Consider the following 23,874-nt stretch of genomic DNA (forward strand, 5'->3'; position numbering starts at 1 on the left):
CCGAACTCACGGGGGAATCGTCTTCGCCCAGGATTTCGTCAACGCGTCGTCGTCCGGGCGGGCTTCGTTTCATCAGGCTCAGGTATCGACAACGGGGTCACCTCGACCTGCGCCAGCCCGTCTTCTCGCGAAAGCCCGATTTCGCGCGCCGTGGCAGGCGAAAGGTCGACGATGCGCCCCTTCACGAACGGGCCGCGATCCTGGATGGTGACCACCGCGCTGCGCCCCGTGTCGAGGTTGGTCACCCTGGCGGTGGTCCCGAGGGGCAGCGTCTTGCTGGCTGCGTTGTCGTTACGCGGGTTCATGCGGGTGCCGTCCGCCATCTTGCGGCCGGCGAACTTGTCAGCGTAGAAGGACGCCTTTCCGACCTGCTTGCTGCCGCTGCGGTCGAGTCCGGGCTTGGGGGCTGAAGATGGCTTCGGAGCCGGTGTCGGCGCAGCCGACTGCGGCGGAGCCGGCGGCGCAGCCGACTGCGGCGGAGCCGGCGGCGCCTCGCGTGACGAGTTCACATCCGGGGCGAAGTCTTGTGTAGATCGGTCCCGTGGCGTGGGGGCCATCGCGCAGCTGGAGACCACGCATGCCACGCAAAGCGCCGCAGCGCGTCGTGAGGAGAGGAGCGCGGACATGGCAGCGAGCCTCGTCGCATTCAGCCGTGCCGCTTGAAGTACTGCACCTCGCGCTCGTGCTGCTCGGCCTGCGAGCGCGTGTCGAAGGTGCCGAGGTTGCGCCGACGGCCGGTCTTGGGATCGACCTTGCGCGAATACAGGCGGTATTGGCCCGATGCCAGCTTTCGGATCATGGCGGCTCCCCTTGCAGACGCTGTGGATGCAGGCAGCATTTCCCGTCCAGCGCACGCCATGTGTCGGACGCCGCCGATTTGCCTGGCGGATTCCGCCGGGCAGGGGTGCGGGGCAGCGTCGATGCGCCGGGTGCGACACTCACGTGTCCAAAAAGGCAGCGCATGCGAATCCACGAAATCAAACGCCGACTACGGGAAGCCGGAGCGGGCCCCAGCCACGAGCAGCGGATCCTGCGGCTGTGGTCCCATGCCCTCCCCCGCAACAGCGGAAGGCGCCGGCCGGACAGCTTCTTTCCGTCGTCGCTGCTGGCCGCCCTGCCCTCCATCGAAGCCGAGCTGGCGGGCCTGGCGCGCATCCACGCGGTCCACCCGGGCGCCGATGGTTCCGAGCGGCTGCTGGTCGCCCTCGCGGACGGCCAGATGGTGGAAAGCGTGTTGCTGCCTCGGGACGGCCTGTGCGTCTCGTCGCAAGTGGGGTGCGCCGTCGGCTGCCGGTTCTGCATGACGGGCCGCGACGGCTTGCTGCGCCAACTGGGAAGCGCCGAGATCGTTGCCCAGGTCGCCCTCGCCCGCCTGCGCCGGCCGGTGCGCAAGGTGGTGTTCATGGGCATGGGCGAACCGGCCCACAACCTGGACAACGTGATGGAGGCGATCGACCTGCTCGGCACGGTGGGCAACATCGGCCACAAGAACCTGGTGTTCTCCACCGTGGGCGATCCACGCGCGTTCGAGAGGCTGCATCAGCAATCCGTCAAGCCCGGGCTGGCGCTCTCGTTGCACACGACCAAGGCCGAGTTGCGCAGAAGCCTCCTTCCGCGCGCGCCGAACATGACGCCCGAGGAACTGGTTGCCGCGTGCGAACGCTATGCCCGGGCCAGCGGCTACCCCATCCAGTACCAGTGGACGCTGCTGGAAGGCGTCAACGACAGTGAAGAGGAGATGGAAGGGATCGTGAAGCTGCTCTCCGGCAAGTACGGCGTGCTGAACATGATCCCCTTCAACGCAGTGGATGGCGTGGCGTTCAGCCGCCCCTCGCGAGAGCGCTGCGAGCAGATGGCCCGCACGCTGCATCAGCGCGGCATCCTGACCAAGCTGCGCTATTCAGCGGGCCAGGATGTCGACGGCGGGTGTGGGCAGTTGCGCGCGCGTTCGGCCGATATGCAGGTGCCGCTTCGAAGGGTCGACGACTGGCGCCAGGAATCCGGTGCGCGCTCCGTCACAGGGTGATGGTGACGGTATTCGCAGCCCGGCCCGTGCATTTGAGGTATTCCGCAATGGCGCGTTTCACGGTGTCGAAATGCCGCAGATGGATCTTTCCATATGACTTGTTGCTGTTCTTGTCATAGTTGTCCGTGTTGTTCATGATGCTGTCGGTCGTGAAACCCGGCTTGTCGTAGATGTCCGCGCGGTAGGGCGACGGGACATTCTCGAAGCTCTTGATGAAGTACTCGTCCGGATTTCCAATCATGTGGCCGAACTCGTGTATCACTTCCACGCGATCTTCCACATCCCATGTGCCCAGGTTGGCGCCGACGCCTCGCACCTCGGACACCTGGTCTCTCCACGCTTTCAACTCCGCCGGGTTCATGAGGTTCAATGGCTTGGGTGGAGGACCGATGGGCGTCGTCTTCGGCACGATGAGTTCACGGTAAGTGGTGCTTGGGTCCACCCAGGTCAGATCAAATTGCAGGTCTCTGGCTCTCCGACCGTCGCCGAGATCCACTTTGGCAACGTTCCAGAAGCTTTCAATCACGTTTTTCATGGATTGCTTGATTGACTGGCTCTTCGCACCGCCCGGGTCGTAGGCCGCAAAGACTCGAACAAGCACCACGGGGCCGTGCTCCGCCACCTCGAGGTAGGTTGACCACTTGTAAGTCTTCAACGCCTGGCTGGGCCATTGTTGCTCTTGCTTGATTTCATAGCTGATCTTCAGCGGCAGCTGCCCGCTCTTCAGAACGACAGCCCGTTGAGCGATCACTTTCTGCCCGAAATCGCTTCCCCTCGCGTTCACCGTGGCGCTACTCTGGTGATAGACACCCGCAGCCCACCTTTCCAGGGCAGTCACCGCCAGCCAGGTCTTGTCTGACGCGCCCGCGCCCGCATGCTCGCCGTGCCACCTGTCGATCATTTCCAGAAGAATCGACAGCCCGAGCTTCGAGCCCTGGTAGGTGCTCCAGAGCGCACTCAACGCACCGTCGATGTCGAGCAGCTTTCCTGAAAGGGCGGTCTTGCCGGCGGCCTTCAGATCGTCGGCCCACTTCTTTCTCATCTTTTCGCAGTCTTGAGACGTCATATCAACACCTCCGAAGAAAGTTGAAATCCGACAAGCGGCGCTGCTATGGAGAAAGCACCCTTGTCGAGGGTGCCGAGCGGGTGCGCCACGCTTCCGGAGAACAGCCGAACTGCGTGCCGAACCATCGGGTGAATGCGCTGTGCGTGGTGTAGCCCAGCATCGCCGCGACCTCGCCAAGGCTGTGGTGGGTGTTGGCGACATAGCGGCGGGCGAGTTCCTGCCGCACTTCATTGATCAAGGCCTTGAAGGTGAATCCATGTTCATCGAGCTCTCGCTGCAAGGTGCGCATGCTGACCCCCAAGCCGGAGGCGACGGATTTGCACGTCGCCCGGCCCGTCGGCAGCATGAGGTAGATGGCCTTGCGAACCTCCTGGTCGATGGAGCGCTGCCGATCGTCGGGCAGCGCCGCAATCATCTTCCTGGCATGTTCGGCCAGCACGGGATCGGCCGCCGAATTGGCCACATCCAGATCCGCGGCGCGGCACACCAGCCCATTGAAGGCGCCGTTGAACTCGACGCGGCATTTGAAGAAGCGGCGATGAAAGGCCAGGTTCGCCGGTGCCTCGTGCGCAAAGCTGACGCTCGTCGGTAGCCAGCGCTCCCGAAGAAGCACCTCGCCCATGCGGTAGAGAACGCCGATCGCCAGTTCGATGGACTGGCGGGCGGCCCCCGGAAGCAGCAGTTCCTCGCGCAGGACCACCCGATCGCCGACGTCCTCGACCTGGATCGCCAAGCGCTCGTTGAGCAGGTGCAAGTGCTCGATGAGCGTCAGCAGCACCTGCCGCAGCGTGGGTTGGTGAATGAGCAGCAGGCTGACCACGCCGAAGTTCGACAGCTGGCGCTGCGCTGCCATGCGCAGACCGAAGGATTCGCAGCCGGTGCTGCGGGCAGCGTCCTCGAACAGGCGCGCAACCCGATCCGCTTCGATCAGCTGGTCCGGCTGGCGGATCAGCTCGGCTCGCAGTCCCGCCCTGCGCAGCGCCGCGCCCGGATCGAATCCGAGCTCCTGTGCAACTTCAGAGAAGTTCGTCAGCGCGGCTGCGCGCACCAAAGCCGTCATCGTGAAGCCCTTCCGTGGGGAGGCGATTTTGGCACGAAATGTCAAGCGAAAGGCATCAATTGCAAAGCGCCAACACAGCGCGAATCCTACAGTTCGATCACTGTCCGAGCCCCCTGAAGCTCGAGGCAAAGAAGGAGACAAACATGAAGATCGAAGCGCTGACATGCGCCATAGGCGCGCAGCTCCAAGGCGTCAACCTTGCCGACGCAGTGCGCAGCGAGGACTTGTTCTCGGAGATCAAGGCTGCACTGCTGCGCCACAAGGTGCTGTTCCTGCGCGACCAGACCTTCAGCCGCGAGGACCACGTGGCCTTCGCTCGGCGCTTTGGCGAACTGGAAGACCATCCCGTTGCCGGCAGCGATCCCGAGCACCCCGGGCTGGTGCGCATCTACAAGACGCCCGATGCCCCCAACGATCGCTATGAGAACAGCTGGCACACGGACGCGACCTGGCGCGAGGTGCCGCCGATGGGCTGTGTGCTGCGCTGCATCGAGTGCCCGCCGGTGGGCGGAGACACCATGTGGGTGAACATGGCGCTGGCCTACGAAAAGCTGCCTGAGCACATCAAGACGCTGATCGCCCCGCTGCGGGCCCGCCACAGCATCGAGGCGACCTTCGGCGCGGCCATGCCGGCCGAGAAGCGGCTGACGCTCAAGGCACAGTTCCCGGACGCCGAGCATCCCGTGGTTCGCACGCACCCCGAAACGGGCGAGAAGGTGCTGTTCGTCAACAGCTTCACCACGCACTTCACCAACTTCCACACGCCGGCCAACGTGCGCTACGGGCAGGACTTCGTGCAGGGCTCGTCGTCGCTGCTGCAGTACCTGCTCGGCCAGGCCACGATTCCCGAGTACCAGGTGCGCTGGCGCTGGCAGCCGAACAGCGTGGCGATCTGGGACAACCGGGCCACGCAGCACTACGCGGTGATGGACTACCCGCCCTGCCATCGCAAGATGGAACGCGCAGGAATCATCGGCATCGCCGACCTTCTGAGCTGCCGCCCATCCCCCGCCGCCCTCCCCCTGCCGCCCCTCCCTGCCGCCTTCGACATTCCCCCGGAGCATTCAATAATGAACTTCCTCGACGGTCACCTGTTCCCCGAGAACCAGCGCAGCCGCTGGTCATCACCGCGGCGCCCTACGCGCCCTCGTGGGTGCCTTCCGATTTTCCCGGCGAGATCGCCGTGACGATGGAAGAGCAGATCCAGAAGGCGGTGGACTGCTATGAGGCCGGCGCCACCGTGCTGCACCTTCATGTGCGCGAGCTGGACGGCAAGGGCTCCAAGCGGCTGTCCAAGTTCAACGAACTGATCGCCGGCGTGCGCGACCGCGTGCCGGAGATGATCATTCAGGTGGGCGGCTCCATCAGCTTTGCGCCCGAGACCGACGGCGCAGCCGCCAAGTGGCTGAGCGACGACACCCGCCACATGCTGGCGGAACTGGACCCCAAGCCCGACCAGGTGACGGTGACGATCAACACCTCGCAAATGAACATCCTGGAGCAGTTCGACGCCCGGGACATCCAGGGCACTTCGATGGAGGACCCGGTCGTCTTCAATGCCTACAAGGAGATGACCGTGCCGGCCCAGCCCGGCTGGGCCGAGGAGCACATCCGCCGCCTGTCGGCCGCGGGCATCCAGAGCGCCTTCCAGTGCTACAACATCAACAGCTTCGAGTCGGTCGAGCGCCTGATGCGGCGCGGCATCTACAAGGGCCCGCTGGCCTTGAACTGGGTGGCGATCGGCGGCGGCATGGACGCGCCGAACATCTACAACCTGGCCAACTTCGTGCGGGCCGTGCCCGATGGCGCGATGTTGACGGTGGAAAGCTCGGTGCTCAACGTGCTCCCGGTCAACATGATGGGCATCGCCATGGGGCTGCATGTGCGCTGCGGCACCGAAGACAACCTCTGGAACCAGTCGCGCAGCGCAAAGATCGGCACCGTGGCGCAGATCGAGCAGCTGGTGCGCATTGCCGGCGAGTTCGGCCGCCCCATCGCGACCGCCCAGCAGGCGCGCGAGATCTGCAAGATCGGCGTGTTCTACGACACGGTCGAAGAGACGCTGCTGGCCAACGGCTTCGCACCCAATCGCAATGGCGGCCAGCAGGGCTTCCTGCGCAAGGCCGCCTGAGCGCGGCACAGGAGCATCCATGAAGCGCTTTTTCAGTCTCGGCCTGTGTGCCGCGCTCGCCGCCGCCGGGCTGCTGCCGGCTTCGGCATCTGCCTTCGCCGACAAGCCGGTCAAGATGATCGTGCCTGCCCCGCCAGGAGGCACCATCGACGTCATGGCGCGCATCGTGAGCGATCAGCTCTCGCGCGACATCGGCCAGCCGGTGGTGGTCGAGAACAAGCCGGGCGCCGGCGGCTCCATTGCGGTGAAGTACCTGCTCTCGCAGCCGGCCGACGGCCAGACGCTGATGGTGACGGCCAGCAACGTGCTCACCGAGGTGCCGCACGTGCTCAAGGGCGGCTTCGATCCGCTCAAGGACATCAAGCCCATCTCGCTGATGGCGCTCTCCTCCCTGCTCTTCATCTCTTCGCCGCAGTTCCCGGCCAAGGACGCGAAGGAGGCCATCGCCTACGTGAAGGCGCATCCCGGCCAGGTGTCCTATGCCTCCTACAGCGCGGGAACGGCATCCCAGTACGCCGGCGCCATCCTGAACAAGGCGGCGGGGCTGGACATGCAGCATGTGCCCTACCCGGGGTCGGCGCCGGCGCTGGCCCAGTTGATGGGCGGCCAGGTTCCGCTCATGTTCGACGGCGCCGTCACCTCCAAGAACCTGATTGCTGCGGGGAAGGTGCGGCTGCTGGCGGTCGCGACCAAGGCCCGCATGCCGGAGTTTCCCAACGTGCCCACGCTCACGGAGCTGGGCTACCCGGCGCTGAACTTCAGCAACTGGACGGGCGTGATCGCCTCGTCCCAGATGCCGGCACCGGTGGCCGAGAAGATTCATGCGGCGCTGCAGAAGGTCGCGGCGAATGCAACGGTGCGTGAGCGCCTGATCAGTGCCGGCTTCGAGCCGATGCCGGAACGTTCGCTGGCGCAGGCGCAAAGCCAGCTGCGGGAGGAATTCGACCGCAACGCCGACATCGTCAAGACCTTCAACATCAAGCTCGACTGAGCTTCGACGCCACCGCCGGAAGGTGCTGCATGCCGAGCGCCTCGACACCGAAAAAACAGGAGACATGACATGGCCAAAGCCATCCGCTTTTACGAGACCGGCACGCCCGAGGTGCTGAAACTGGAAGACGTCGAGGTCGGCGATCCCGCCCCCGGCCAGGCCCGCGTGCGCCACAGCTACATCGCGCTGAACTTCATCGACATCTATTTCCGGACCGGGCGCTATCCGCTCGCGCTGCCCAACGGGCTGGGCTCCGATGCGGTAGGCGTGGTCGAAGCCGTGGGCCCGGGCGTGACGGACATCCGGGTGGGTGACCGCGTGGGCTACCTCATCGGGCCGCAGGGCGCGTACTCGCAGGTGCGCGTGATGCCGGCCGAGGTGCTGATCCCGCTGCCCGACGGCGTGTCGGACCGCACGGCCGCCACCTTGATGATGAAGGGCATGACGGCGCAGTACCTGTTCCGCCAGGTGTTTCCGCTCCAGGGCGGCGAGACCATCCTCTACCACGCGGCGGCCGGCGGCGTGGGCCTGATCGCCTGCCAATGGGCGCGCGCCATGGGCGTGACCATGATCGGCACCGTCAGCACCGACGAGAAGGCCGAGCTCGCCAAGGCCAACGGCTGCGCCCACACCATCGTGACCTCGCGCGAGGACATCGTCCAGCGCGTCAAGGAGATCACCGACGGCAAAGGCGTGCCGGTGGTCTACGACTCGGTGGGCAAGGACACGCTCGCGGCCTCGCTGGATTGCCTGCAGCCTCGCGGCTCGCTGGTCAGCAACGGCACATCGTCGGGCCCGGTGGTGATCGACTCGCAGATGCTGGCCGCCAAAGGTTCGCTGTGGGTCACGCGGCCGGCGATGGTGCACTACATCCAGCCGCGTGCCCACATGCTGGACATGGCCCGCGAACTGTTCGACCACGTGCTGGCCGGCCGCATCGTCAGCGAGCCCAAGCAGGTGTTCCCGCTTGCGGATGCGGCCGAAGCCCATCGCGCGCTGGAGTCGCGCAAGACCACCGGATCGACCGTCCTCGTGCCCTGATCCACCTTCAACCTGAAAGCACACGTCCCATGAACGGTTTGATGATGGATCGGCCATTGCTGATCTCCAGCCTGCTCACGCATGCAGAGAGCCAGCACGGCGACCAGGAGATCGTGTCGCGCCGCGTCGAAGGCGACCTGCACCGCATGACCTACCGCGAACTCGGCCAACGGGCGCGCCGGCTGGCCAATGCCCTGGCCGCGCATGGCATCGGGCATGGCGAGCGCGTGGCCACGCTGGCCTGGAACGGGCACCGCCACATGGAGCTCTACTACGCCGTGTCCGGCTCGGGCGCCGTGCTGCATACGGTCAACCCACGCCTGCATGCCGATCAGGCGGCTTGGATCGCCGAGCACGCAGTAGACCAGATCCTGTTCTTCGACCTCAGCTTCCTCCCCCTGGTCGAGACGATCGCGCCCCGCGTGGCCTCCATCAAGGCCTTCGTCGCCATGACCGACCGGGCACACATGCCCGCCTCCACGACGATCCCGAACCTGCTGTGCTACGAGGAGTTGCTCGAAGCCCATTCGCCCGCGTTCGACTGGCCCGAGTTCGACGAGCGCTCGGCCTCGTCGCTGTGCTACACGTCCGGCACCACCGGCAATCCCAAGGGCGTGCTCTACAGCCACCGCTCCACGGTGTTGCACGCCTACGCCGCGGCGCTGCCGGATGCGCTCTGCTACTCCGGCAGCGATACCGTGCTGCCCGTGGTGCCCATGTTTCATGTGAACGCCTGGGGCATTCCGTACATCGCCTGCATGGTGGGCGCCAAGCTGGTGTTCCCCGGGCCGCGGCTCGACGGCCCGTCGCTGCACGAGTTGTTCGAGGCCGAAGGCGTCACGGTGTCCGCCGGCGTGCCGACCGTGTGGCAGGGCCTCCTTGCGCATGTGGAAGCCAACGGGTTGAAGTTCAGCACCATGCGCCGCACCGTCATCGGCGGTTCGGCCTGCCCGCCCGCCATGGTGCAGTCCTTCCAGGAGCGCCATGGCGTGCAGGTGGTGCACGCCTGGGGCATGACGGAAACCAGCCCGCTGGGGTCGGTGTGCAGGCTCCAGACGCGGCATCTGGAACTCGATGCGTCGCAGCGCCTTGCCATCCAGGCCAAGCAGGGCCGCGCGGTGTTCGGCGTGGAGATGAAGATCGTCGATGCCCACGGCGAGCGCCTGCCGAACGACGGACTGGTGACGGGCGAACTGATGGTGCGGGGGCCCTGGATCGCTTCCGGCTACTACCGCGGCGAAGGTGCCGGCCCCGTGGTGGACGGCTGGTTCCCCACCGGCGACGTGTCGACCATCGACGCCGAGGGCTTCATGCAGATCAGCGACCGCAGCAAGGACGTGATCAAGTCGGGCGGCGAGTGGATCGGCTCCATCGACCTGGAGAACATTGCCGTCGCGCACCCCGCGGTGGCGGCCGCCGCCTGCATTGCCGCGCGCCACCCCAAGTGGGACGAGCGACCGCTGCTGATCGTGGTGAAGAAGCCCGGGCATGAGCTGTCGCGCGACGAACTGCTCGGCTTCTACGAAGGAAAGATCGCCAGATGGTGGACACCGGACGACGTGGTGTTCGTCGACAGCATCCCCCTGGGCGGAACCGGCAAGGTGCAGAAGAACGTGCTGCGCGACGCGTGGCGCGACCACTTGCTGGCCCAGGCTTGAGAAACGCATGACCATTCACTGTGAGGAGAAACAAACCATGAAGAAAAACGTGCTGGCGCTGTGCGCGCTCGCCGCTGCGGGAACTGCCGCGGCGCAATCGTCCGTCACCATGTTCGGCGTCGTGGATGCCGGCATCAGCTACTACAGCGTCAAGAGCCGATCCTTTGGCCTGACGCCGCCGCGCGAGGTGACGCAGAGCCAGAAGGTGCTGTCGAGCTCGGGCTACAACTCCAGCAGGTTCGGCTTTCGAGGGAGCGAAGACCTGGGCGGCGGGCTGGCGGCGAGCTTCTGGCTGGAAGCGCCGGTGGCCAACGACTCGGGCGCCAGCGGCATCGCGAACTTCGGCCGCCGCTCCACCGTGAGCCTGTCCGGCCCCTTCGGCGAGATTCGGCTGGGCCGCGACTACACCGCCTCCTTCTGGAACGATGCCGTGTTCGATCCCTTCGGCGTCAACGGCGTCGGCACCAACCTGATCGCGGTCGTCAACAGCAACCTGGCCGCTTCACGGGCGCTGGCCACCGGCGGGGTTTTGGGCGGGGGGCTGTCTGCCGGGACCGACAGCTATCTGCGCACGAGCAATGCCGTCAGCTACTTCCTGCCGCCGGGACTGGGCGGCATCTACGGGCAGGTGCAGTACGCGCTTCACGAGAACGTGGACGTCAGCACCGCGCTCGCCGGGACATCCGAGCGCGGGCGCTATGTGGGCGGCCGCCTGGGCTGGACCGACAGCAAGGCCGACGTGGCGCTGGGCTACGGTGAAAGCACCTTGGTCAGCACCCTGCCCGGCGGCGAGAAGATCAAGAGCCTGAACATCGGCGGCTCCTACGACTTCGGGGTGGCGAAGGTCCTCGCCGAATGGTCGCGCGTGCGCGATGTGCGCGATGGAACCGCGACCCTCCCCGTCCGGCTGACGGACCGCTACGACGGCCTCGTCGCCGGCGTGAATGTGCCGGTGGGGCCGGGCGTCATCCGCGCATCGCTTGCGCGGGTCAACTTCAAGAACGGCAACGGCCTGCCGGACAGCGATGCCTCGGTCAACAAGCTGGCGCTGGGCTATGTGCACCACCTGTCCAAGCGCACGGCCTTGTACGCGTCAGTGGCGCGCATCCGCGTGCGAAACGGCCACAACAATCCGACGGTGATGGGCGTCACCCCGCTGGTGCTGAGTCTCCCGGCCATCCTGCCTCAGCCTGCCTATGTCAGCACCGGCGGCATGGAGCCTCGCAGTTCCTACGGCTACGACTTTGGCCTCCGGCACGCGTTCTGATCTTCCGAGGGCGGCTGCCGGCAGCACTGTACGCAACGGGGGAAGTCCGATCACCCCCTCGGAAAGCTGAAGCTGAAAGTCGTCCCACCGAGCCGCGACGAGCTCACGCGCACATCGCCTCTGTGCGCTCGTGCGACGGCACGCACGATGAAGAGGCCCAGCCCCACGCTGCGTGCGGCACTCCCCGCGGAGTCGCCCCGCACCATGGGTTCGAAGAGCGATGCCTGTACCTCTGGCGCGATGGGCTCGCCCCAGTTGTGCACGGAAAGACTGGCCGTTTCTCCCCGAAGCGTCGAGGTCACCGTCACGGTGCCGCCGGGCTCGCCGTAAGCCATCGCATTGCTCACCAGGTTGCCGAGGAGCTGCGCCACGCGGTCCGCGTCGGCGATGCAGTGGCCTGTGCCTTCGGCGCGGTGGACGATGGCGCGGTCGGGGAATGCAAGCGCGAGCTCCTCCACGATCTTTGCGGCCAAGGCATGCAGGTCGAGGCTCGCGGCGGCGACCGCCAGGCCGCGCCCCACTCGCACGAGCGTGAAGTCGAGCAGTTCCTCGATCAGGCGCTGGGCGCGCTGCGCCGAACTGTCGACATGGCCGAGCACGCGAAGCCTGTCGGCGGAGGTCTCGCCACGTGCGAGCAGCTTCGCGCCCATGAGGATGGCGGACAGCGGATTGCGCAGGTCGTGGCTGACGATGCCCACCATCTGCTCTGCGAAAAGGGCCCTGTCGTGGGCACGCGCGCGCTCACGGGTCGATTCGGTAATGTCGCTCAGCACGCCGATGAAGTAGGCCAGGCTGCCGTCATCGTTGAAGAACCCATGTCCCGTGGACGCCACGGTCCGTCGAACACCATCGACGCCATCGAGCCTGTAGGTGCAGTTGTAGACCTCCTCGGTGCGCCCCAGCGCGCATTCCATGGCGTGGCGCTCGCTCTCGCGGTCGTCCGGCACAACCGCCGCGGCATAGAGCGCGTCGCTCACGCGCCGTGACGACGCGTATCCGAGCAATCGCGCCACATCGTCTTCATAGCGACGCGCGCCCGTTGCCGCATCCACGTCCCAGAGGAAGAGATTGCCCAGCTTCAAGGCCTGTCTCAGCCGGGCCTGCGTCACCTTCAGTGCGGCCTGGGCTTCGCGTTCCTTCGTCACCAGGTCGTCGGCGCGCTTGCGCGCGGCGAGGAGCTCGCGCTCGTACTTGTTGCGCTCCTCGGCGACCACCATCGAGACCTCGTCGTAGCTGCCGGCCTCCGTGGCGCGCCGAATCGCGTTGAGCATCATCGGAAGGGTGTGTCCGTCCTTGTGGCGAAGGTCGAGCTTCACTTCGGACAGGGAGCCCTGCATGTCCAGGGTCGGCAGCCAGTGGGTCTGGTGGAAGATCCGGCCACCCATTGTGAAGAGTTCCTGAAGCCGCTTCTTGCCGACCAGCTCGTCGCGCTCCATGCCGAGCCAGGTGCAGAAGGTCTTGTTGACCTTCAGGATGGTGCCGGTGACGGTGGTGACGAGCAGGCCTGTCGGGAACTCATCGAAGAGTTGCTCGGCGTCCGGCAGTTCGGGAACGTGCTCGGCCATTCATCGAAGCCGCAGGGTCGCGAGGAATTCATCCACCGCGTCGGCGCTTGCGCAGGGCGCGCTCAGGTGCGGGCAGTGGCCGACGTTCTCCACGACGCGAAGCATGGCGTTCGGAAGATGTCGATGCATGTACTCGCCGACGGCGACAGGCGCAATGAGATCGTCGCTGGACTGAACGATCAGGGTCGGCGCGGTGAGCTTGGGCAGATCGGCCCGGTTGTCCGACATGAAGGTGACGCGCGCGAATTGCTTGGCGATGTCGGGGTCGGTGCGGCAGAAGCTGTTCGTGAGCTCGACACCCAGCTCCGGCTGCTCGGGCGCCCCCATGATGGCGGGCGCCATGCTGCTGGCCCAGCCCAGGTAGTTCGATTCCAGCGTGTCCAGCAGCGAGTCGATGTCTTCTTTGGTGAAGCCGCCGACGTAGTCTGCGTCGTTGATGTAGCACGGCGACGGCCCCATCATCACGTGGCCTGCAAAACGCTCCGGGGCGCGGATGCCGGCCAGCAGGCCGATCATGGCGCTCACGGAGTGCCCGACGAAGATGACCGGCCCATCGGCGAACTCGTTGACCAGCTCCAGCAGGTCGTCTGCGTAGCCGGACAGATGGTCGTACTTGACGCGGTTGTAGGCCGCGATCTCCGACTGTCCGGCGCCGACCAGGTCGAAGGTGACGGTGCGAAAGCGCGAGGCATACTGCGGCGCCAGGAAGCGCCACATGTTCTGGTCGCACCCGAATCCGTGCGAGAAGACCATCGTGGCAGGCCCGTTGCCAAGAACCTTGACGTTGTTCCGCTTCTTGAGCGACATGCCCTGTCCTTTGCTGGAGTGCCGGTTCGCCCCTTGGCCTTGGAGCAGTCAGCGGCAAAAGTCCATTATTCCCCAAGCCAAACGCGGCGCGTCGCCTTGCTTTCCGCCTTGTCGACAAGCCTTATCAGCAGGGTTCCGGGAACGAGAAAACCGAGGGTGACCAAGCTGCCCTGAAGCAGATGCGCCCAGGGTTCGTTCAGCCCCGCGACCTGCTTCATGGGCGAAAGCCAGGGTGACAGGCCGAGGAACAGGACGACGAGCACGATCGAAGGCCAGAACAGGCTGACCCCACGACGAGCGCTCGCGGCCCATGCGTATGCGAGCAAGGCCGCGGCGAACACACCTTCCAGAACCCACGATGCAGTGCCCAGCTTGCCCCACAGCCCATAGCCCCAATGGGTCTCGGCGTGTGGATACAGAGCCAAGTCGTCGTTGTGCACGGCCCAGTCCGCGACGAAGTGCGACAGGGACGCGACGAAGGCCAGGGCCGCAACCCGCCTGTCTCGCAGGAACAGCGCACCCCAGATCGCCGACCAGAACAACGCGGCCAGCAACGAGTGGTCCCAGTCGATGAAGGTGTTGTCGAAGAAGAGGTACGGGCCGGCGAGCAGGTTCGCCGTGACGCGATCCCAGCCCAGAACGATGAAGAGGCCATCGAGAATGTCCAGGAAGCCCGCGCCGAACACGATGGGCACGGCGGGCACCGCCGGATAACGCGCCTTCAAGGCCAGGCCGATGGCGAAATGACCGATGTACATGCGGGGATGTTAGAGCCATCGACCACGAGAGCCGGGCCCCTCCTCACTTGCGCCAGAACGAAGGCGTCAGCAGTGCGATGAAGCTCAGCATCTCGAGCCGGCCCAGCACCATCGCGAAGGTGCAGACCCACACCTGGAAATTCGTCAGGCCGGCGAAGTTGCCGGCCGGCCCCACGCTGCCGAGGCCCGGGCCGGTGCAGTTCACGCTCGCCAGCACGGCGCTGAAAGCCGTGACGGGGTCGAGGTCGGTCAGCACCAGCAGCATGCTCAGCGAGATCGTGGTCACGCCGTAGACCAGCATGAAGGCCAGCACCGAGAAGATCACGCGGTGGTCGACCACCATGCTGCCGAGCGTCACCGGCTGGACCGCGCGCGGATGCACGAGACTCGTCATCTCGCGGCGCGCCTGCTTCACGAGGATGAGCACCCGCACCATCTTGATGCCGCAGCCGGCAGAGCCTGCGCTGGTCGCCACGCTCGAGAGCAGCAGCATGAAGAGCGGCGCGAACACGGGCCAGTGAAGGTAGTCGACGGTCGCAAACCCGGTCGTGCTGCCGACCGAGATGGTGTGGAACACGCCGTAGCGCAGCGCGTCCACCGGCCCGTAGACGCCTTTCACCCACAGCACCACCGCCACCAGCAGACCGCCGCCGATCAGCGCGCCGAGCGTGGCGCGCATCTCCGGGTCGCGCCAGAAGCCGCGCCAGTGGCCTTTTCGCATCGCGACGAAGTACAGCGCGAAGTTGCAGCTGGCCGCGAGCATGAAGAGCACCGCCACCCCTTCGAGCAGCGGCGACGCGAAGTGCGCAAAGCTCGCGTCGTGCGGCGAGAGCCCGCCCAGGCTCACGGTGGTGAACATGTGCATGAGCGCGTCGATGGCCGTCATGCCGAAGGCCCAGTATGCGAGGAAGCAGATCGCCGAGAAGGTCGCGTAGATGCCCCAGAGCCCCTTGGCGGTTTCCTTCACGCGCGGCGTGAGCTTGCTGTCCTTGATCGGGCCGGCCACCTCGGCCTTGAAGAGCTGGCTGCCGCCCACGCCCAAGAGCGGCAGGATGGCCACCGCCAGCACCAGGATGCCCATGCCGCCGAGCCATTGCAGGAAGGTGCGCCACACGTTGATCGACACCGGCAACTCGTCCAGCTTGACGAGCACCGTCGCGCCCGTGGTCGTGAGGCCCGACACCGCCTCGAAGTAGGCATGCGTGAAGTTGATCGGCCGCCCGATGTCGTCGAGCGCCCACATCAGCGGCAGCGTGGCAAAGAGCGGCAGCAGCACCCAGGTGAAGGAGACCAGGAAGATGCCGTGGCGCGGTTGCAGCTCGCGCTTGTAGCGGCTCAGGCCGCCCCACAGCGCGCCGCCGCAGACGAAGGAGATCGCCGCCGAGAAGGCCCACACATGGCGCAGGCCGTCGGCGTGCGTCCACGAGATGACCCACGGCACGAACATGCCGAGCGAGAAGAAGGTCAGGAGCGCACCGAGCACGCGCAGGACCGGAAGGAAGTCGCTCATTGAAGGCGCGCCGTGGCGTCAGAAGAAGGTGGCGCTCACGCGGAACAGCTTCTCCACGTCGCGCAGCTGGCGCTTGCGCGGCACGAAGATCACGACGTGGTCGTTGCTCTCGATCACGGTGTCGCCGCGCGCGATGATCACTTGTGCCGGCGTGGGCAGCGGCGCCTCGCCGGCCGGGACCGCGCCCTCCCCGATCTCCGGCAAGCCGCGCATGACCAGGCCGAACTGCGCGCCCTTGGGCAGCTGGATGTCCGAGATCCTGCGCCCGACCACGCGCGAGGTCTTGCGGTCGCCGCGCGCCACGATCTCCAGGGCCTCGGCCACGCCGCGGCGCAGGCTGTGCACCGCCTGCACGTCGCCCCGGCGCACATAGGCCAGCAGTTCGCCCAGCATGGTCTGCGCGGGCGACAGCGCAATGTCGATCTGCGTGCCGTGCATCAGGTCGGCATAGCTGCGGCGGTTGATCAGCGCCAGCACGCGCTGCGCGCCCAGGCGCTTGGCCAGCAGGCTGGCCATGATGTTGTCCTCGTCGTCGCTGGTGAGCGAGAGGAACAGGTCGATGTTCTCGATGCCCTCGTCTTCCAGCAGGTCTTCGTCGGTGCCGTCGCCGTGCAGCACCAGCACGCCGGTCGGCAGCTCGGAGGCGAGCAGCACGCAGCGTGCGTGGTCGCGCTCCAGCAGCTTGATCTGGTAGTTGCGGCCGGTCTCGACCAGTTGCCTCGCAAGCCGCAGGCCCACGCGGCCGCCGCCCGCGATCATGATGCGCTCGACGGCGCGATGATCGGCCTGGTCGTAGCGGTGCAGCGCCGACAGGACCGATTGCAGGTGCTCGCGCGCCGACAGCACGAACACCTCGTCGCCGGGCTCGATGAGCGTCTGGCCTTCGCAGAGGATGAAGCGGTCGGGCTCGTTCTCGAGCCGGCGGTAGATCGCGACGATGCGCATGTCCGCACCGGGCACGCATTCGCGCAGCTCGGCGATGGTGTGGCGCACCAAGGGCGCGCCCGCCACCGCGCGCACCGACACCAGGCAGGCCAGCCCGTTGGCGAACTCGCGCACCTGCAGCGCCTCGGGGTACTCGACCAGCTTGCCGATGTAGCGCGTCAGCGATTCCTCGGGGCAGATCACGCGGTCGACGGCAAAGCCTTCCTTGCCGAGGAGTGGGCTGTCGTCCTTGAACGCATTGGAACGCACGCGCGCGATGCGCGTCGGAATGCCGAACACCTGGTGGGCGACCTTGCAGCAGACCAGGTTGGTCTCGTCCTGCGCGGCGCAGGCGATCAGCATGTCGGCATCGCGCGCGCCGGCTTCGGTCAGCACGTCGGGCTCGATGCCGCTGCCCACCACGCCGCGCAGTTCGAAGCGTTCCTCGAGTTGGCGCAGGCGCACCGCGTCGGTGTCGATGACGGTGATGTCGTTGCGCTCCGACACGAGCGTGCCGGCCACGCTCTCGCCGATCCGGCCAGCGCCGAGGATGATGATTTTCAATGGATGTCCCCCCGGGACGGTTTATACGCCCGAAGGGAACCGCGTGATAGTCGCCCTGGCAGATCGCTGGGCCGGGCGGCGTGGGAGAACCGTCAGTTCGCAGCAGCGCTGGGCAACATACGCCCTTCGAAGAACGCCGAAAGGTTATCCAGCACTCTCCGGCCCATGGCTTCCCGCGTCTGCACCGTCGAACTCGCGATGTGCGGTGCGAGCACCACGTTGTCGAGCGCGAGGAGTTCGGCCGGCACGTGCGGCTCGTCTTCGAAGACGTCGAGGGCGGCGCCGGCAATCTGCCTTCGCTTCAATGCATCGAGCAGCGCCGCCTCGTCGACGACCGTTCCCCTGGCCACGTTCACCAGAAAGCCCTTGGCGCCCAGTGCATCGAGCACCGCCGCATCCACGAGGTGGCGGGTGGCCGCACCGCCCGCCGTGATGATCACGAGGAAGTCCGCCCAGCGCGCCAGGTCGAGCAACCGGGGTTCATGGGCCCAAGCTACACCTTCCACGGCCCGCCGTGCGTGGTAGCGAAGCTCCATGTCGAATCCCCCCGCGCGCCGGGCGATCGTCCGGCCGATGCGGCCGAGCCCGACGAGCCCGAGCTTCGCGCCGCTCACCTGCCGGCCCAGGGGAAAGGGCGAGTGGCCGCCGGCCTGCCAGCGGTGCGCGCGCACGTAGCGGTCCGCCTCCGGCAGCCGCCGCGCCACCGACAGGAGCAGTCCCATGGCCATGTCGGCGACACAGTCGTTGAGGACATCGGGGGTGTAGCCGACGGGGATTCCGCGCTGCGCGGCGGCGGCGAGGTCCAGCCGGTCGAGCCCGACGCCGAAGCTCGAGATGACGCGCAGATGGGGCAGCGCGCCGATCAAGGCGGCGTCGGCACCGCAGGCGGCCGACGTCACCACCCCTGCGATCTCCGTGCCGCGCTCCGCGAGAAAGGCGTTGCGCTCCGGCCCGGGTCCGGGCAGGCGACGCACGACGTAGGTGTCGGCGAGTGCGCGCTCCAGCGAAGGCAGCAGCGCAATGGTCTGGAGGAGGACGGGGCGGTCGGTCATCTTCTTCAATCGATCTTGACGTTGCGCACGCGAATGATCTCTGCGTAGCGCTTGCGGTCGTTGTCTATCAGGCGCGCGAACTGATCGGGCGTGGTCGCGGCCGGGACAGCGCCGAGTTGGACCAGCTTGTCCCGCACTTCGTCCTGGGCGACCGCTTCGCGCAGGTCGGCGGAGATCTTCACGACCACCTCGCGCGGCGTCTGCGCCGGCGCCAACAGCCCGATCCACGAGATGCTGTTGAATCCCGGCACCACCGATTCCGCGAGCGTGGGCACGGCAGGGAGCGCACTCACGCGCTTGTCGCTGGTGACGGCCAGCGCACGCAGCTTGCCTGCGTTGATGTGCCCGCTGGCTTCCAGCACGGTCATGAAGGACAGCTGGACGTGCCCGGCCAGCAGGTCGGCGATTGCGGGCCCGCCGCCACGGTAGGGCACGTGGAGGATGAAGCTGCCCGTCGCGTCCTTGAACATTTCCGCCGCGAGGTGCGGTGCGCCGCCGGCGCCGGAGCTGCTGTAGCTGAGCTTGCCGGGCTGCGCCTTCGCCAGCGCGACGAACTCCTTCGGCGACTTCGCCGCCACGCTTGGATGGACCATCATCGCGAGCGGCAATTCCGCCACAAGGCCGATCGGCGCAAACGCCGTGTCGGGGTTGTAGGGCAGTTTCGGATAGAGCACGGGGTTGATCGCCTGGGTCCCGATGTTTCCCATGAGGATCGTGTAGCCATCGGGCCGCGCCTTGGCCACGAACTCGGCGCCAATCTGGCCCGCCGCGCCGCCCTTGTTCTCCACCACGACGGGCTGGCCCCACTTCTTCGAAAGCTGCTGCGCGACGATGCGCGCGCCGGTATCGGTGCCCCCGCCCGGGGGGAAGGGAACCACCATCGTGACGGCACGCGCCGGCCAGGCCTGCGCGAAAGCACCGGCCGCCGAGAGGGAGACCAGCAGCGCAATCAAAGACTTCTTCAAGGCGGTCCCCTCACTGCGTGGCCGTGGCGCCGGAGGCCTTGACCACCTGGCCCCACTTCTGCACTTCCGACTGGATGAAGCGTGCAAAGTCATCGGCGCTTCCGCTCCCCGGCTCGGCCCCCGAAGCCTGCAGCCGCTCACGCACGTCCGGCATCTTCAGGATGCGGCTCACCTCCGCATTGACCTTGGCCACGATCTCCTTCGGCGTGCCGGCCGGCGCAATCAGCCCGCCCCAGGTGCTCGTCTCGTAGCCGCTCACGCCGGACTCGGCGATCGTCGGGATCTCCGGCAACGCAGCGGAGCGCTTCGCCGTGGTGACGCCCAGGGGACGGACCTTGCCGGCCTTGATTTGCGGACCGATCGCGACCACGGTATCGAACATCGCCTGCACCTCGCCCGAGATGAGGTCGGTGTGCGCCGCGGTGCTGCCCTTGTACGGGATGTGCGTCATCGTCGTGCCGGTCAGTGACTTGAAGAGCTCTGCCGAGAGGTGCGGCGCGCCGCCGTTGCCCGAGGATGCATAGCTCACCTTGTCGGGGTTCGCCTTCAGGTAGCTCGTGAAGTCGCGCACGCTCTTCGCGGGCACGTTGTTGTTCACGACCAGCACGAGCGGCACCACGTGCGTCAGCGCGATGGGCGTGAAGTCTTTCTGCGTGTCGTACGGCAGCTTGCCGTAGAGCGTCGCGTTGATCGCGTGGCTGCTCGCCACCAGCGCGAAGGTGTAGCCGTCCGCAGGCGCCTTCGCGACCACGTCCGTGCCGGCGATGCCCGCGGCGCCGGGCTTGTTGTCGACGACCACGGGCTGGCCCCAGGCCTGCGCGAGCTTGTCGCCGATGACGCGGGCAGCGAGATCGATCGCGCCGCCCGGCGTCGCGGGCACCACGATGCGGATCGGCTTGGCGGGAAATGATTGGGCAGCGGCCGGCGCGGCGATGGTCGCTGCAGCGGCTGCGGCAACGAGGCCCAGTACGAGTTGACGCATGCAATGTCTCCTGATCGGTATGAGCAGGAGTCTAGGAAGCGGATCGATAAAAGTCCAAGCCAGATCGTGGATCGATCGATGCACAATCTGGATCGATGCTCGACCTCTTCCAACTGCGCTGTTTCGTCGCCGTCGCCAAGGAATTGCATTTCGGCCGCGCGGCCGCGCGCCTTCACATGACGCAGCCGCCGCTGTCGCGCCAGATCCAGCTGCTCGAACATGCCGTGGGCGCCCAGTTGCTGGAACGGACGAGCCGGAGAGTGCGGCTCACCGCCGCCGGCGCCGTCCTGTTCGAGGAAGCAGAGGCGATTCTGCGCCGCGCCGAACTTGCGGCCGACATGGCGCGGCGCACCGCCCGCGGCGAGGCCGGCAGGGTGGTGGTCGGCTACACGGGCGTCTGCGGCTATGCGCTCATCCCGGAACTCCTGGCGGCTGCGGGCAAGGCATTGCCCACCATCCGCATCCTGCTGAAGGAAATGGTCTCGTCGGACCAGCTTCGCGCACTCGAGTCGGAGACCATCGACCTCGGATTCGTGCGGCCGACGCAGCCGGCGGTGGGCATTCGCTATCACCGCATTTCGAAGGAGCCCTTGGTGCTCGCGCTGCCTGCCCAACACCCGTTGGCCGGCAAGTCACGCGTCCGCCGCGAGGACCTGGCCGGCGTGCCGATGATCATGTACTCGGAAAAGGAGGGTAAATACTTCCACGACAAGATCGCCGGCCTGTTTCCCCCGACCGATCGCTCTCCGGAATACGTGCACCACATCGGGCAAACCCATACGATCGTTTCACTGGTGCGCTCGGGCATCGGCATCGCCATCGTCCCTGCGTCGGCGAAGTACCTCGGCTTCGAGAACGTGGTGCTCCGGCCGCTCTGGCGCAAGGACGTCAGCGCCGAGATCTACCTGGCCTGGCGCGAGGACTCGCGCAACCCGGCGCTGCACGCGCTGCGCGAGTTCGTCATCAGTCATCGTACGAAGGGGCCGGCAGCCCCGCTGCCCTGAGCCACCCGTGCACCTTCGTGGTTCCACTACACGAGCACCCCGCGCTTTTGGAGTAGCCTCTCCGCTCGTCAGAACCAAGGAGACTTTTTCATGGCCGCCCCCCTGTCCCCAGCAGAAGAAGCATTGCGCGATGCCGCCCGTGAGTACCACCGCAGCCCCGCCAAAGGCAAGATTTCCATCACGCCGACGAAGCCGCTGCTGAACCAGCGCGACCTCTCGCTGGCCTACTCCCCCGGCGTCGCCTACCCCTGCCTCGACATCGAGGCCGACCCCTCCATGGCCGCCGAGTACACCTCGCGCGGCAACCTGGTGGGCGTGGTCACCAACGGCACCGCGGTGCTGGGCCTGGGCAACATCGGCCCGCTGGCTGCCAAGCCGGTGATGGAAGGCAAGGGCTGCCTCTTCAAGAAGTTCGCCGGCATCGACGTGTTCGACATCGAGCTGGCCGAACTCGACCCCGACAAGCTGGTCGAGATCATCGCCGCGCTGGAGCCCACGCTGGGCGGCATCAACCTCGAGGACATCAAGGCGCCCGAGTGCTTCTACATCGAGCGCAAGCTGCGCGAGCGCATGAACATCCCGGTGTTCCATGACGACCAGCACGGCACCGCCATCATCTCGGCCGCGGCGCTGATCAACGGGCTGGAGCTGGTCGGCAAGAAGATCCAGGAAGTGAAGATCGCCGTCTCCGGCGCCGGCGCCGCCGCCATCGCCTGCCTGGACGTGATGGTGGGCATGGGCGCCAAGCCCGCCAACATCTTCGCGGTCGACTCCAAGGGCCTGATCTACATCGGCCGCCCGGGCGGCTTCGACGACTCGAAGTCGCGCTACGCGCAGTCGGACAGCGGCGCCCGCACCCTGGCCGACGTGATGAAGAACGCCGACGTCTTCCTCGGCTGCTCGGCGCCGGGCGTGGTCTCGCAGGACATGGTCAAGTCCATGGCCGACAAGCCCATCATCCTGGCGCTGGCCAACCCCGAGCCCGAGATCCGGCCCGAGCTGGCCAAGGAAGTGCGGCCCGACTGCATCATCGCCACCGGCCGCTCGGACTACCCGAATCAGGTCAACAACGTGCTGTGCTTCCCCTACATCTTCCGCGGCGCGCTGGACTGCGGCGCGACCAAGATCACGGAAGAGATGAAGCTGGCCTGCGTGCGCGAGATCGCCGAGCTGACCAAGGCCGACATCAGCGAAGAGGTGGCCACCGCCTACCAGGGCCAGGAGCTGGCCTTCGGCCCCGACTACATCATCCCCAAGCCCTTCGACTCGCGCCTCATCCTGCGCATCGCACCTGCCGTGGCCAAGGCCGCCCAGGCCTCGGGCGTGGCCACGCGGCCGATCGAGGACCTGGACGGCTACCGCCAGAACCTGGCGCGCTTCGTCTACCAGACCGGCATGTTCATGCGCCCGGTGTTCAGCGCCGCCAAGCTGGCGAGCGCCAAGCGCGTGGCCTACTGCGAAGGGGAGGACGACCGCGTGCTGCGTGCCGCCCAGCTGGCGGTCGACGAAGGCCTGGCCAAGCCGATCCTGATCGGCCGCCCGGCCGTGATCGAGACGCGCATCAAGAAGGCGGGTCTGCGCATCCGGGTGGGCACCGACGTCGACGTGGTCGACCCCGAGGACGACCCGCGCTTCCGCACCTACTGGGAGGCCTACCACAAGGTCATGGGCCGCCGCGGCATCACGCCCGAGGCGTCGAAGGCGATGGTGCGGCGCTCCAACACCACCATCGGCTCGCTGATGGTTCACCTGGGCGATGCCGACGCGATGCTGTGCGGCCTGGTCGGGCGCTTCGACAGCCACCTGAAGATCCTCAACCAGGTGCTGGGCCTGAAGCGCGGCGCTCCCGGATTCGCCACCCTCAACGCGCTGACGCTCGAGAAATACACCCTGTTCATCGCCGACACCAACGTGCACGAGGACCCGGACGCCCAGACCCTGGCGGAGATCGCGGTGATGGCGGCCGACGAGGTGCGCCGCTTCGGCCTGCCGCCCAGGGTGGCCTTCCTCTCGCACTCCAACTTCGGCTCGTCCGAACGCGCCTCGGCGCGCAAGATGCGGCTGGCGCGCGACCTGTTCGCGAAGATGGCACCCGACGTCGAATGCGACGGCGAGATGCACGGCGATGCCGCGCTGTCCGAGACCGTGCGCCACAACGCCCTGCCCGAGACCACGCTCAGCGGCTCGGCCAACCTGCTGATCTGCCCCAACCTCGATGCCGCCAACATCCTCTTCAACGTGCTGAAGATGACCGGCGGCAACGGCGTGACGGTGGGGCCGATCCTCATGGGCGCGAGCGGCTCGGCGCACATCCTCACGCCTTCGGCCACCGTGCGCCGCGTGCTCAACATGACGGCGCTGGCCGTGGCCAACGCGAGCTCGTCCAAGTAGGCCGCACGCACCAGAACGAACGCCCTGCCGCGGTGCGCGCGGCAGGGCGTTTTCATTGGGAGGGGGCCGGCCGCATGCACCCGCTTGGCTCAGCCGGAAGGGTTCGCACCAA

At 66.7% G+C, this 23,874-nt stretch carries 19 protein-coding genes and 2 pseudogenes; 9 read left to right on the plus strand and 12 right to left on the minus strand.

The genetic code is table 11. From position 1 onward, the window contains the following. Nucleotides 1-38 precede the first annotated feature (38 nt). On the minus strand, nucleotides 39-626 hold the full coding sequence (locus GXN78_RS24665) for a septal ring lytic transglycosylase RlpA family protein (protein WP_239142890.1): 588 nt from the start codon (nucleotides 624-626) through the stop codon (nucleotides 39-41). A gap of 20 nt (nucleotides 627-646) precedes the next feature. Further along, the gene (locus GXN78_RS40905; RefSeq protein ID WP_106559088.1) at nucleotides 647-799 is read right to left on the minus strand and encodes a hypothetical protein; all 153 of its coding nucleotides are present in this window, start codon (nucleotides 797-799) and stop codon (nucleotides 647-649) included. 162 nt (nucleotides 800-961) lie between these two features. Between GXN78_RS40905 and GXN78_RS24670 the strand changes: the two genes are divergently transcribed. Then, complete coding sequence (locus GXN78_RS24670) at nucleotides 962-2,026, plus strand: RNA methyltransferase (protein WP_106559089.1); 1,065 nt, start codon at nucleotides 962-964, stop codon at nucleotides 2,024-2,026. Here the strand turns inward: GXN78_RS24670 and GXN78_RS24675 are convergent. Together GXN78_RS24675 and GXN78_RS24680 are read right to left on the minus strand one after the other, a co-directional pair. Then, nucleotides 2,016-3,092, minus strand: coding sequence for a hypothetical protein (locus GXN78_RS24675; RefSeq protein ID WP_106559090.1), 1,077 nt, complete (start codon nucleotides 3,090-3,092; stop codon nucleotides 2,016-2,018). The genes GXN78_RS24670 and GXN78_RS24675 overlap by 11 nt on opposite strands. A 43-nt stretch (nucleotides 3,093-3,135) precedes the next feature. Next, nucleotides 3,136-4,152, minus strand: coding sequence for an AraC family transcriptional regulator (locus GXN78_RS24680; RefSeq protein ID WP_106559091.1), 1,017 nt, complete (start codon nucleotides 4,150-4,152; stop codon nucleotides 3,136-3,138). A gap of 143 nt (nucleotides 4,153-4,295) precedes the next feature. Between GXN78_RS24680 and GXN78_RS24685 the strand changes: the two are divergent. The 6 genes and pseudogenes from GXN78_RS24685 to GXN78_RS24710 form a co-directional block, all read left to right on the plus strand. Next, nucleotides 4,296-5,129, plus strand: a pseudogene (locus GXN78_RS24685) (TauD/TfdA family dioxygenase); the annotation flags it as partial. A gap of 93 nt (nucleotides 5,130-5,222) precedes the next feature. Beyond that, nucleotides 5,223-6,283: pseudogene (locus GXN78_RS24690) on the plus strand (3-keto-5-aminohexanoate cleavage protein). 19 nt (nucleotides 6,284-6,302) lie between these two features. Then, entirely contained in the window at nucleotides 6,303-7,274 is a 972-nt protein-coding gene (locus tag GXN78_RS24695; RefSeq protein ID WP_106557312.1) for a tripartite tricarboxylate transporter substrate binding protein, read from the plus strand. Between the two features lie 69 nt (nucleotides 7,275-7,343). Further along, a complete protein-coding gene (locus GXN78_RS24700) occupies nucleotides 7,344-8,315 on the plus strand; it encodes a quinone oxidoreductase (protein ID WP_106557311.1) in 972 nt (323 codons plus the stop codon). Between the two features lie 29 nt (nucleotides 8,316-8,344). Beyond that, complete coding sequence (locus GXN78_RS24705; protein WP_106557310.1) at nucleotides 8,345-9,973, plus strand: 3-(methylthio)propionyl-CoA ligase; 1,629 nt, start codon at nucleotides 8,345-8,347, stop codon at nucleotides 9,971-9,973. Between the two features lie 37 nt (nucleotides 9,974-10,010). Then, entirely contained in the window at nucleotides 10,011-11,240 is a 1,230-nt protein-coding gene (locus GXN78_RS24710) for a porin (protein ID WP_106557309.1), read from the plus strand. Between the two features lie 50 nt (nucleotides 11,241-11,290). On the opposite strand, the gene GXN78_RS24715 is transcribed toward GXN78_RS24710, so the two are convergent. The 8 genes from GXN78_RS24715 to GXN78_RS24750 form a co-directional block, all read right to left on the minus strand. After that, a complete protein-coding gene (locus GXN78_RS24715; protein ID WP_106557308.1) occupies nucleotides 11,291-12,805 on the minus strand; it encodes an ATP-binding protein in 1,515 nt (504 codons plus the stop codon). Then, nucleotides 12,806-13,612: an alpha/beta hydrolase gene (locus GXN78_RS24720; protein WP_106557307.1), complete on the minus strand. Its 807-nt coding sequence runs from the start codon at nucleotides 13,610-13,612 to the stop codon at nucleotides 12,806-12,808. Nucleotides 13,613-13,677: 65 nt separating this feature from the next. After that, nucleotides 13,678-14,370, minus strand: a complete 693-nt coding sequence (locus tag GXN78_RS24725) for a hypothetical protein (protein ID WP_106557306.1) — start codon at nucleotides 14,368-14,370, stop codon at nucleotides 13,678-13,680. A 43-nt stretch (nucleotides 14,371-14,413) separates the two neighbouring features. After that, nucleotides 14,414-15,880: a potassium transporter TrkG gene (locus GXN78_RS24730; protein WP_106557305.1), complete on the minus strand. Its 1,467-nt coding sequence runs from the start codon at nucleotides 15,878-15,880 to the stop codon at nucleotides 14,414-14,416. 18 nt (nucleotides 15,881-15,898) lie between these two features. After that, on the minus strand, nucleotides 15,899-17,368 hold the full coding sequence (gene trkA, locus GXN78_RS24735) for a Trk system potassium transporter TrkA (RefSeq protein ID WP_106557304.1): 1,470 nt from the start codon (nucleotides 17,366-17,368) through the stop codon (nucleotides 15,899-15,901). 92 nt (nucleotides 17,369-17,460) lie between these two features. Next, nucleotides 17,461-18,420, minus strand: coding sequence for a 2-hydroxyacid dehydrogenase (locus tag GXN78_RS24740; RefSeq protein ID WP_106557328.1), 960 nt, complete (start codon nucleotides 18,418-18,420; stop codon nucleotides 17,461-17,463). A gap of 5 nt (nucleotides 18,421-18,425) precedes the next feature. Next, nucleotides 18,426-19,385: a tripartite tricarboxylate transporter substrate binding protein gene (locus GXN78_RS24745; protein WP_239142891.1), complete on the minus strand. Its 960-nt coding sequence runs from the start codon at nucleotides 19,383-19,385 to the stop codon at nucleotides 18,426-18,428. A gap of 10 nt (nucleotides 19,386-19,395) precedes the next feature. Next, nucleotides 19,396-20,367 (minus strand): tripartite tricarboxylate transporter substrate binding protein, encoded by a 972-nt coding sequence (locus GXN78_RS24750; RefSeq protein ID WP_106557302.1) that lies wholly within the window; start codon nucleotides 20,365-20,367, stop codon nucleotides 19,396-19,398. 95 nt (nucleotides 20,368-20,462) lie between these two features. On the opposite strand from GXN78_RS24750, the gene GXN78_RS24755 reads away from it, so the two are divergent. Together GXN78_RS24755 and GXN78_RS24760 are read left to right on the plus strand one after the other, a co-directional pair. Continuing rightward, nucleotides 20,463-21,371 carry a LysR family transcriptional regulator gene (locus GXN78_RS24755; RefSeq protein ID WP_106557301.1) on the plus strand — a complete coding sequence of 303 codons (909 nt, stop codon included), beginning with the start codon at nucleotides 20,463-20,465 and terminating at the stop codon, nucleotides 21,369-21,371. Nucleotides 21,372-21,461: 90 nt separating this feature from the next. Continuing rightward, nucleotides 21,462-23,762, plus strand: coding sequence for an NADP-dependent malic enzyme (locus tag GXN78_RS24760; protein ID WP_106557300.1), 2,301 nt, complete (start codon nucleotides 21,462-21,464; stop codon nucleotides 23,760-23,762). The last annotated feature ends 112 nt before the right edge of the window (nucleotides 23,763-23,874 follow it).

Origin of the sequence: Variovorax sp. WS11 (assembly GCF_010499245.1) — a bacterium.
Classification (GTDB): Bacteria; Pseudomonadota; Gammaproteobacteria; order Burkholderiales; family Burkholderiaceae_C; genus Variovorax.

Bases quoted from the DNA above. Each gene is read 5' to 3' on its own strand.
- GXN78_RS24665 (WP_239142890.1), bottom strand. From the start codon at position 626: ATGTCCGCGCTCCTCTCCTCACGACGCGCTGCGGCGCTTTGCGTGGCA.
- GXN78_RS40905 (WP_106559088.1), bottom strand. From the start codon at position 799: ATGATCCGAAAGCTGGCATCGGGCCAATACCGCCTGTATTCGCGCAAG.
- GXN78_RS24670 (WP_106559089.1), top strand. From the start codon at position 962: ATGCGAATCCACGAAATCAAACGCCGACTACGGGAAGCCGGAGCGGGC.
- GXN78_RS24675 (WP_106559090.1), bottom strand. From the start codon at position 3,092: ATGACGTCTCAAGACTGCGAAAAGATGAGAAAGAAGTGGGCCGACGAT.
- GXN78_RS24680 (WP_106559091.1), bottom strand. From the start codon at position 4,152: ATGACGGCTTTGGTGCGCGCAGCCGCGCTGACGAACTTCTCTGAAGTT.
- GXN78_RS24695 (WP_106557312.1), top strand. From the start codon at position 6,303: ATGAAGCGCTTTTTCAGTCTCGGCCTGTGTGCCGCGCTCGCCGCCGCC.
- GXN78_RS24700 (WP_106557311.1), top strand. From the start codon at position 7,344: ATGGCCAAAGCCATCCGCTTTTACGAGACCGGCACGCCCGAGGTGCTG.
- GXN78_RS24705 (WP_106557310.1), top strand. From the start codon at position 8,345: ATGAACGGTTTGATGATGGATCGGCCATTGCTGATCTCCAGCCTGCTC.
- GXN78_RS24710 (WP_106557309.1), top strand. From the start codon at position 10,011: ATGAAGAAAAACGTGCTGGCGCTGTGCGCGCTCGCCGCTGCGGGAACT.
- GXN78_RS24715 (WP_106557308.1), bottom strand. From the start codon at position 12,805: ATGGCCGAGCACGTTCCCGAACTGCCGGACGCCGAGCAACTCTTCGAT.
- GXN78_RS24720 (WP_106557307.1), bottom strand. From the start codon at position 13,612: ATGTCGCTCAAGAAGCGGAACAACGTCAAGGTTCTTGGCAACGGGCCT.
- GXN78_RS24725 (WP_106557306.1), bottom strand. From the start codon at position 14,370: ATGTACATCGGTCATTTCGCCATCGGCCTGGCCTTGAAGGCGCGTTAT.
- GXN78_RS24730 (WP_106557305.1), bottom strand. From the start codon at position 15,880: ATGAGCGACTTCCTTCCGGTCCTGCGCGTGCTCGGTGCGCTCCTGACC.
- GXN78_RS24740 (WP_106557328.1), bottom strand. From the start codon at position 18,420: ATGACCGACCGCCCCGTCCTCCTCCAGACCATTGCGCTGCTGCCTTCG.
- GXN78_RS24750 (WP_106557302.1), bottom strand. From the start codon at position 20,367: ATGCGTCAACTCGTACTGGGCCTCGTTGCCGCAGCCGCTGCAGCGACC.
- GXN78_RS24755 (WP_106557301.1), top strand. From the start codon at position 20,463: ATGCTCGACCTCTTCCAACTGCGCTGTTTCGTCGCCGTCGCCAAGGAA.
- GXN78_RS24760 (WP_106557300.1), top strand. From the start codon at position 21,462: ATGGCCGCCCCCCTGTCCCCAGCAGAAGAAGCATTGCGCGATGCCGCC.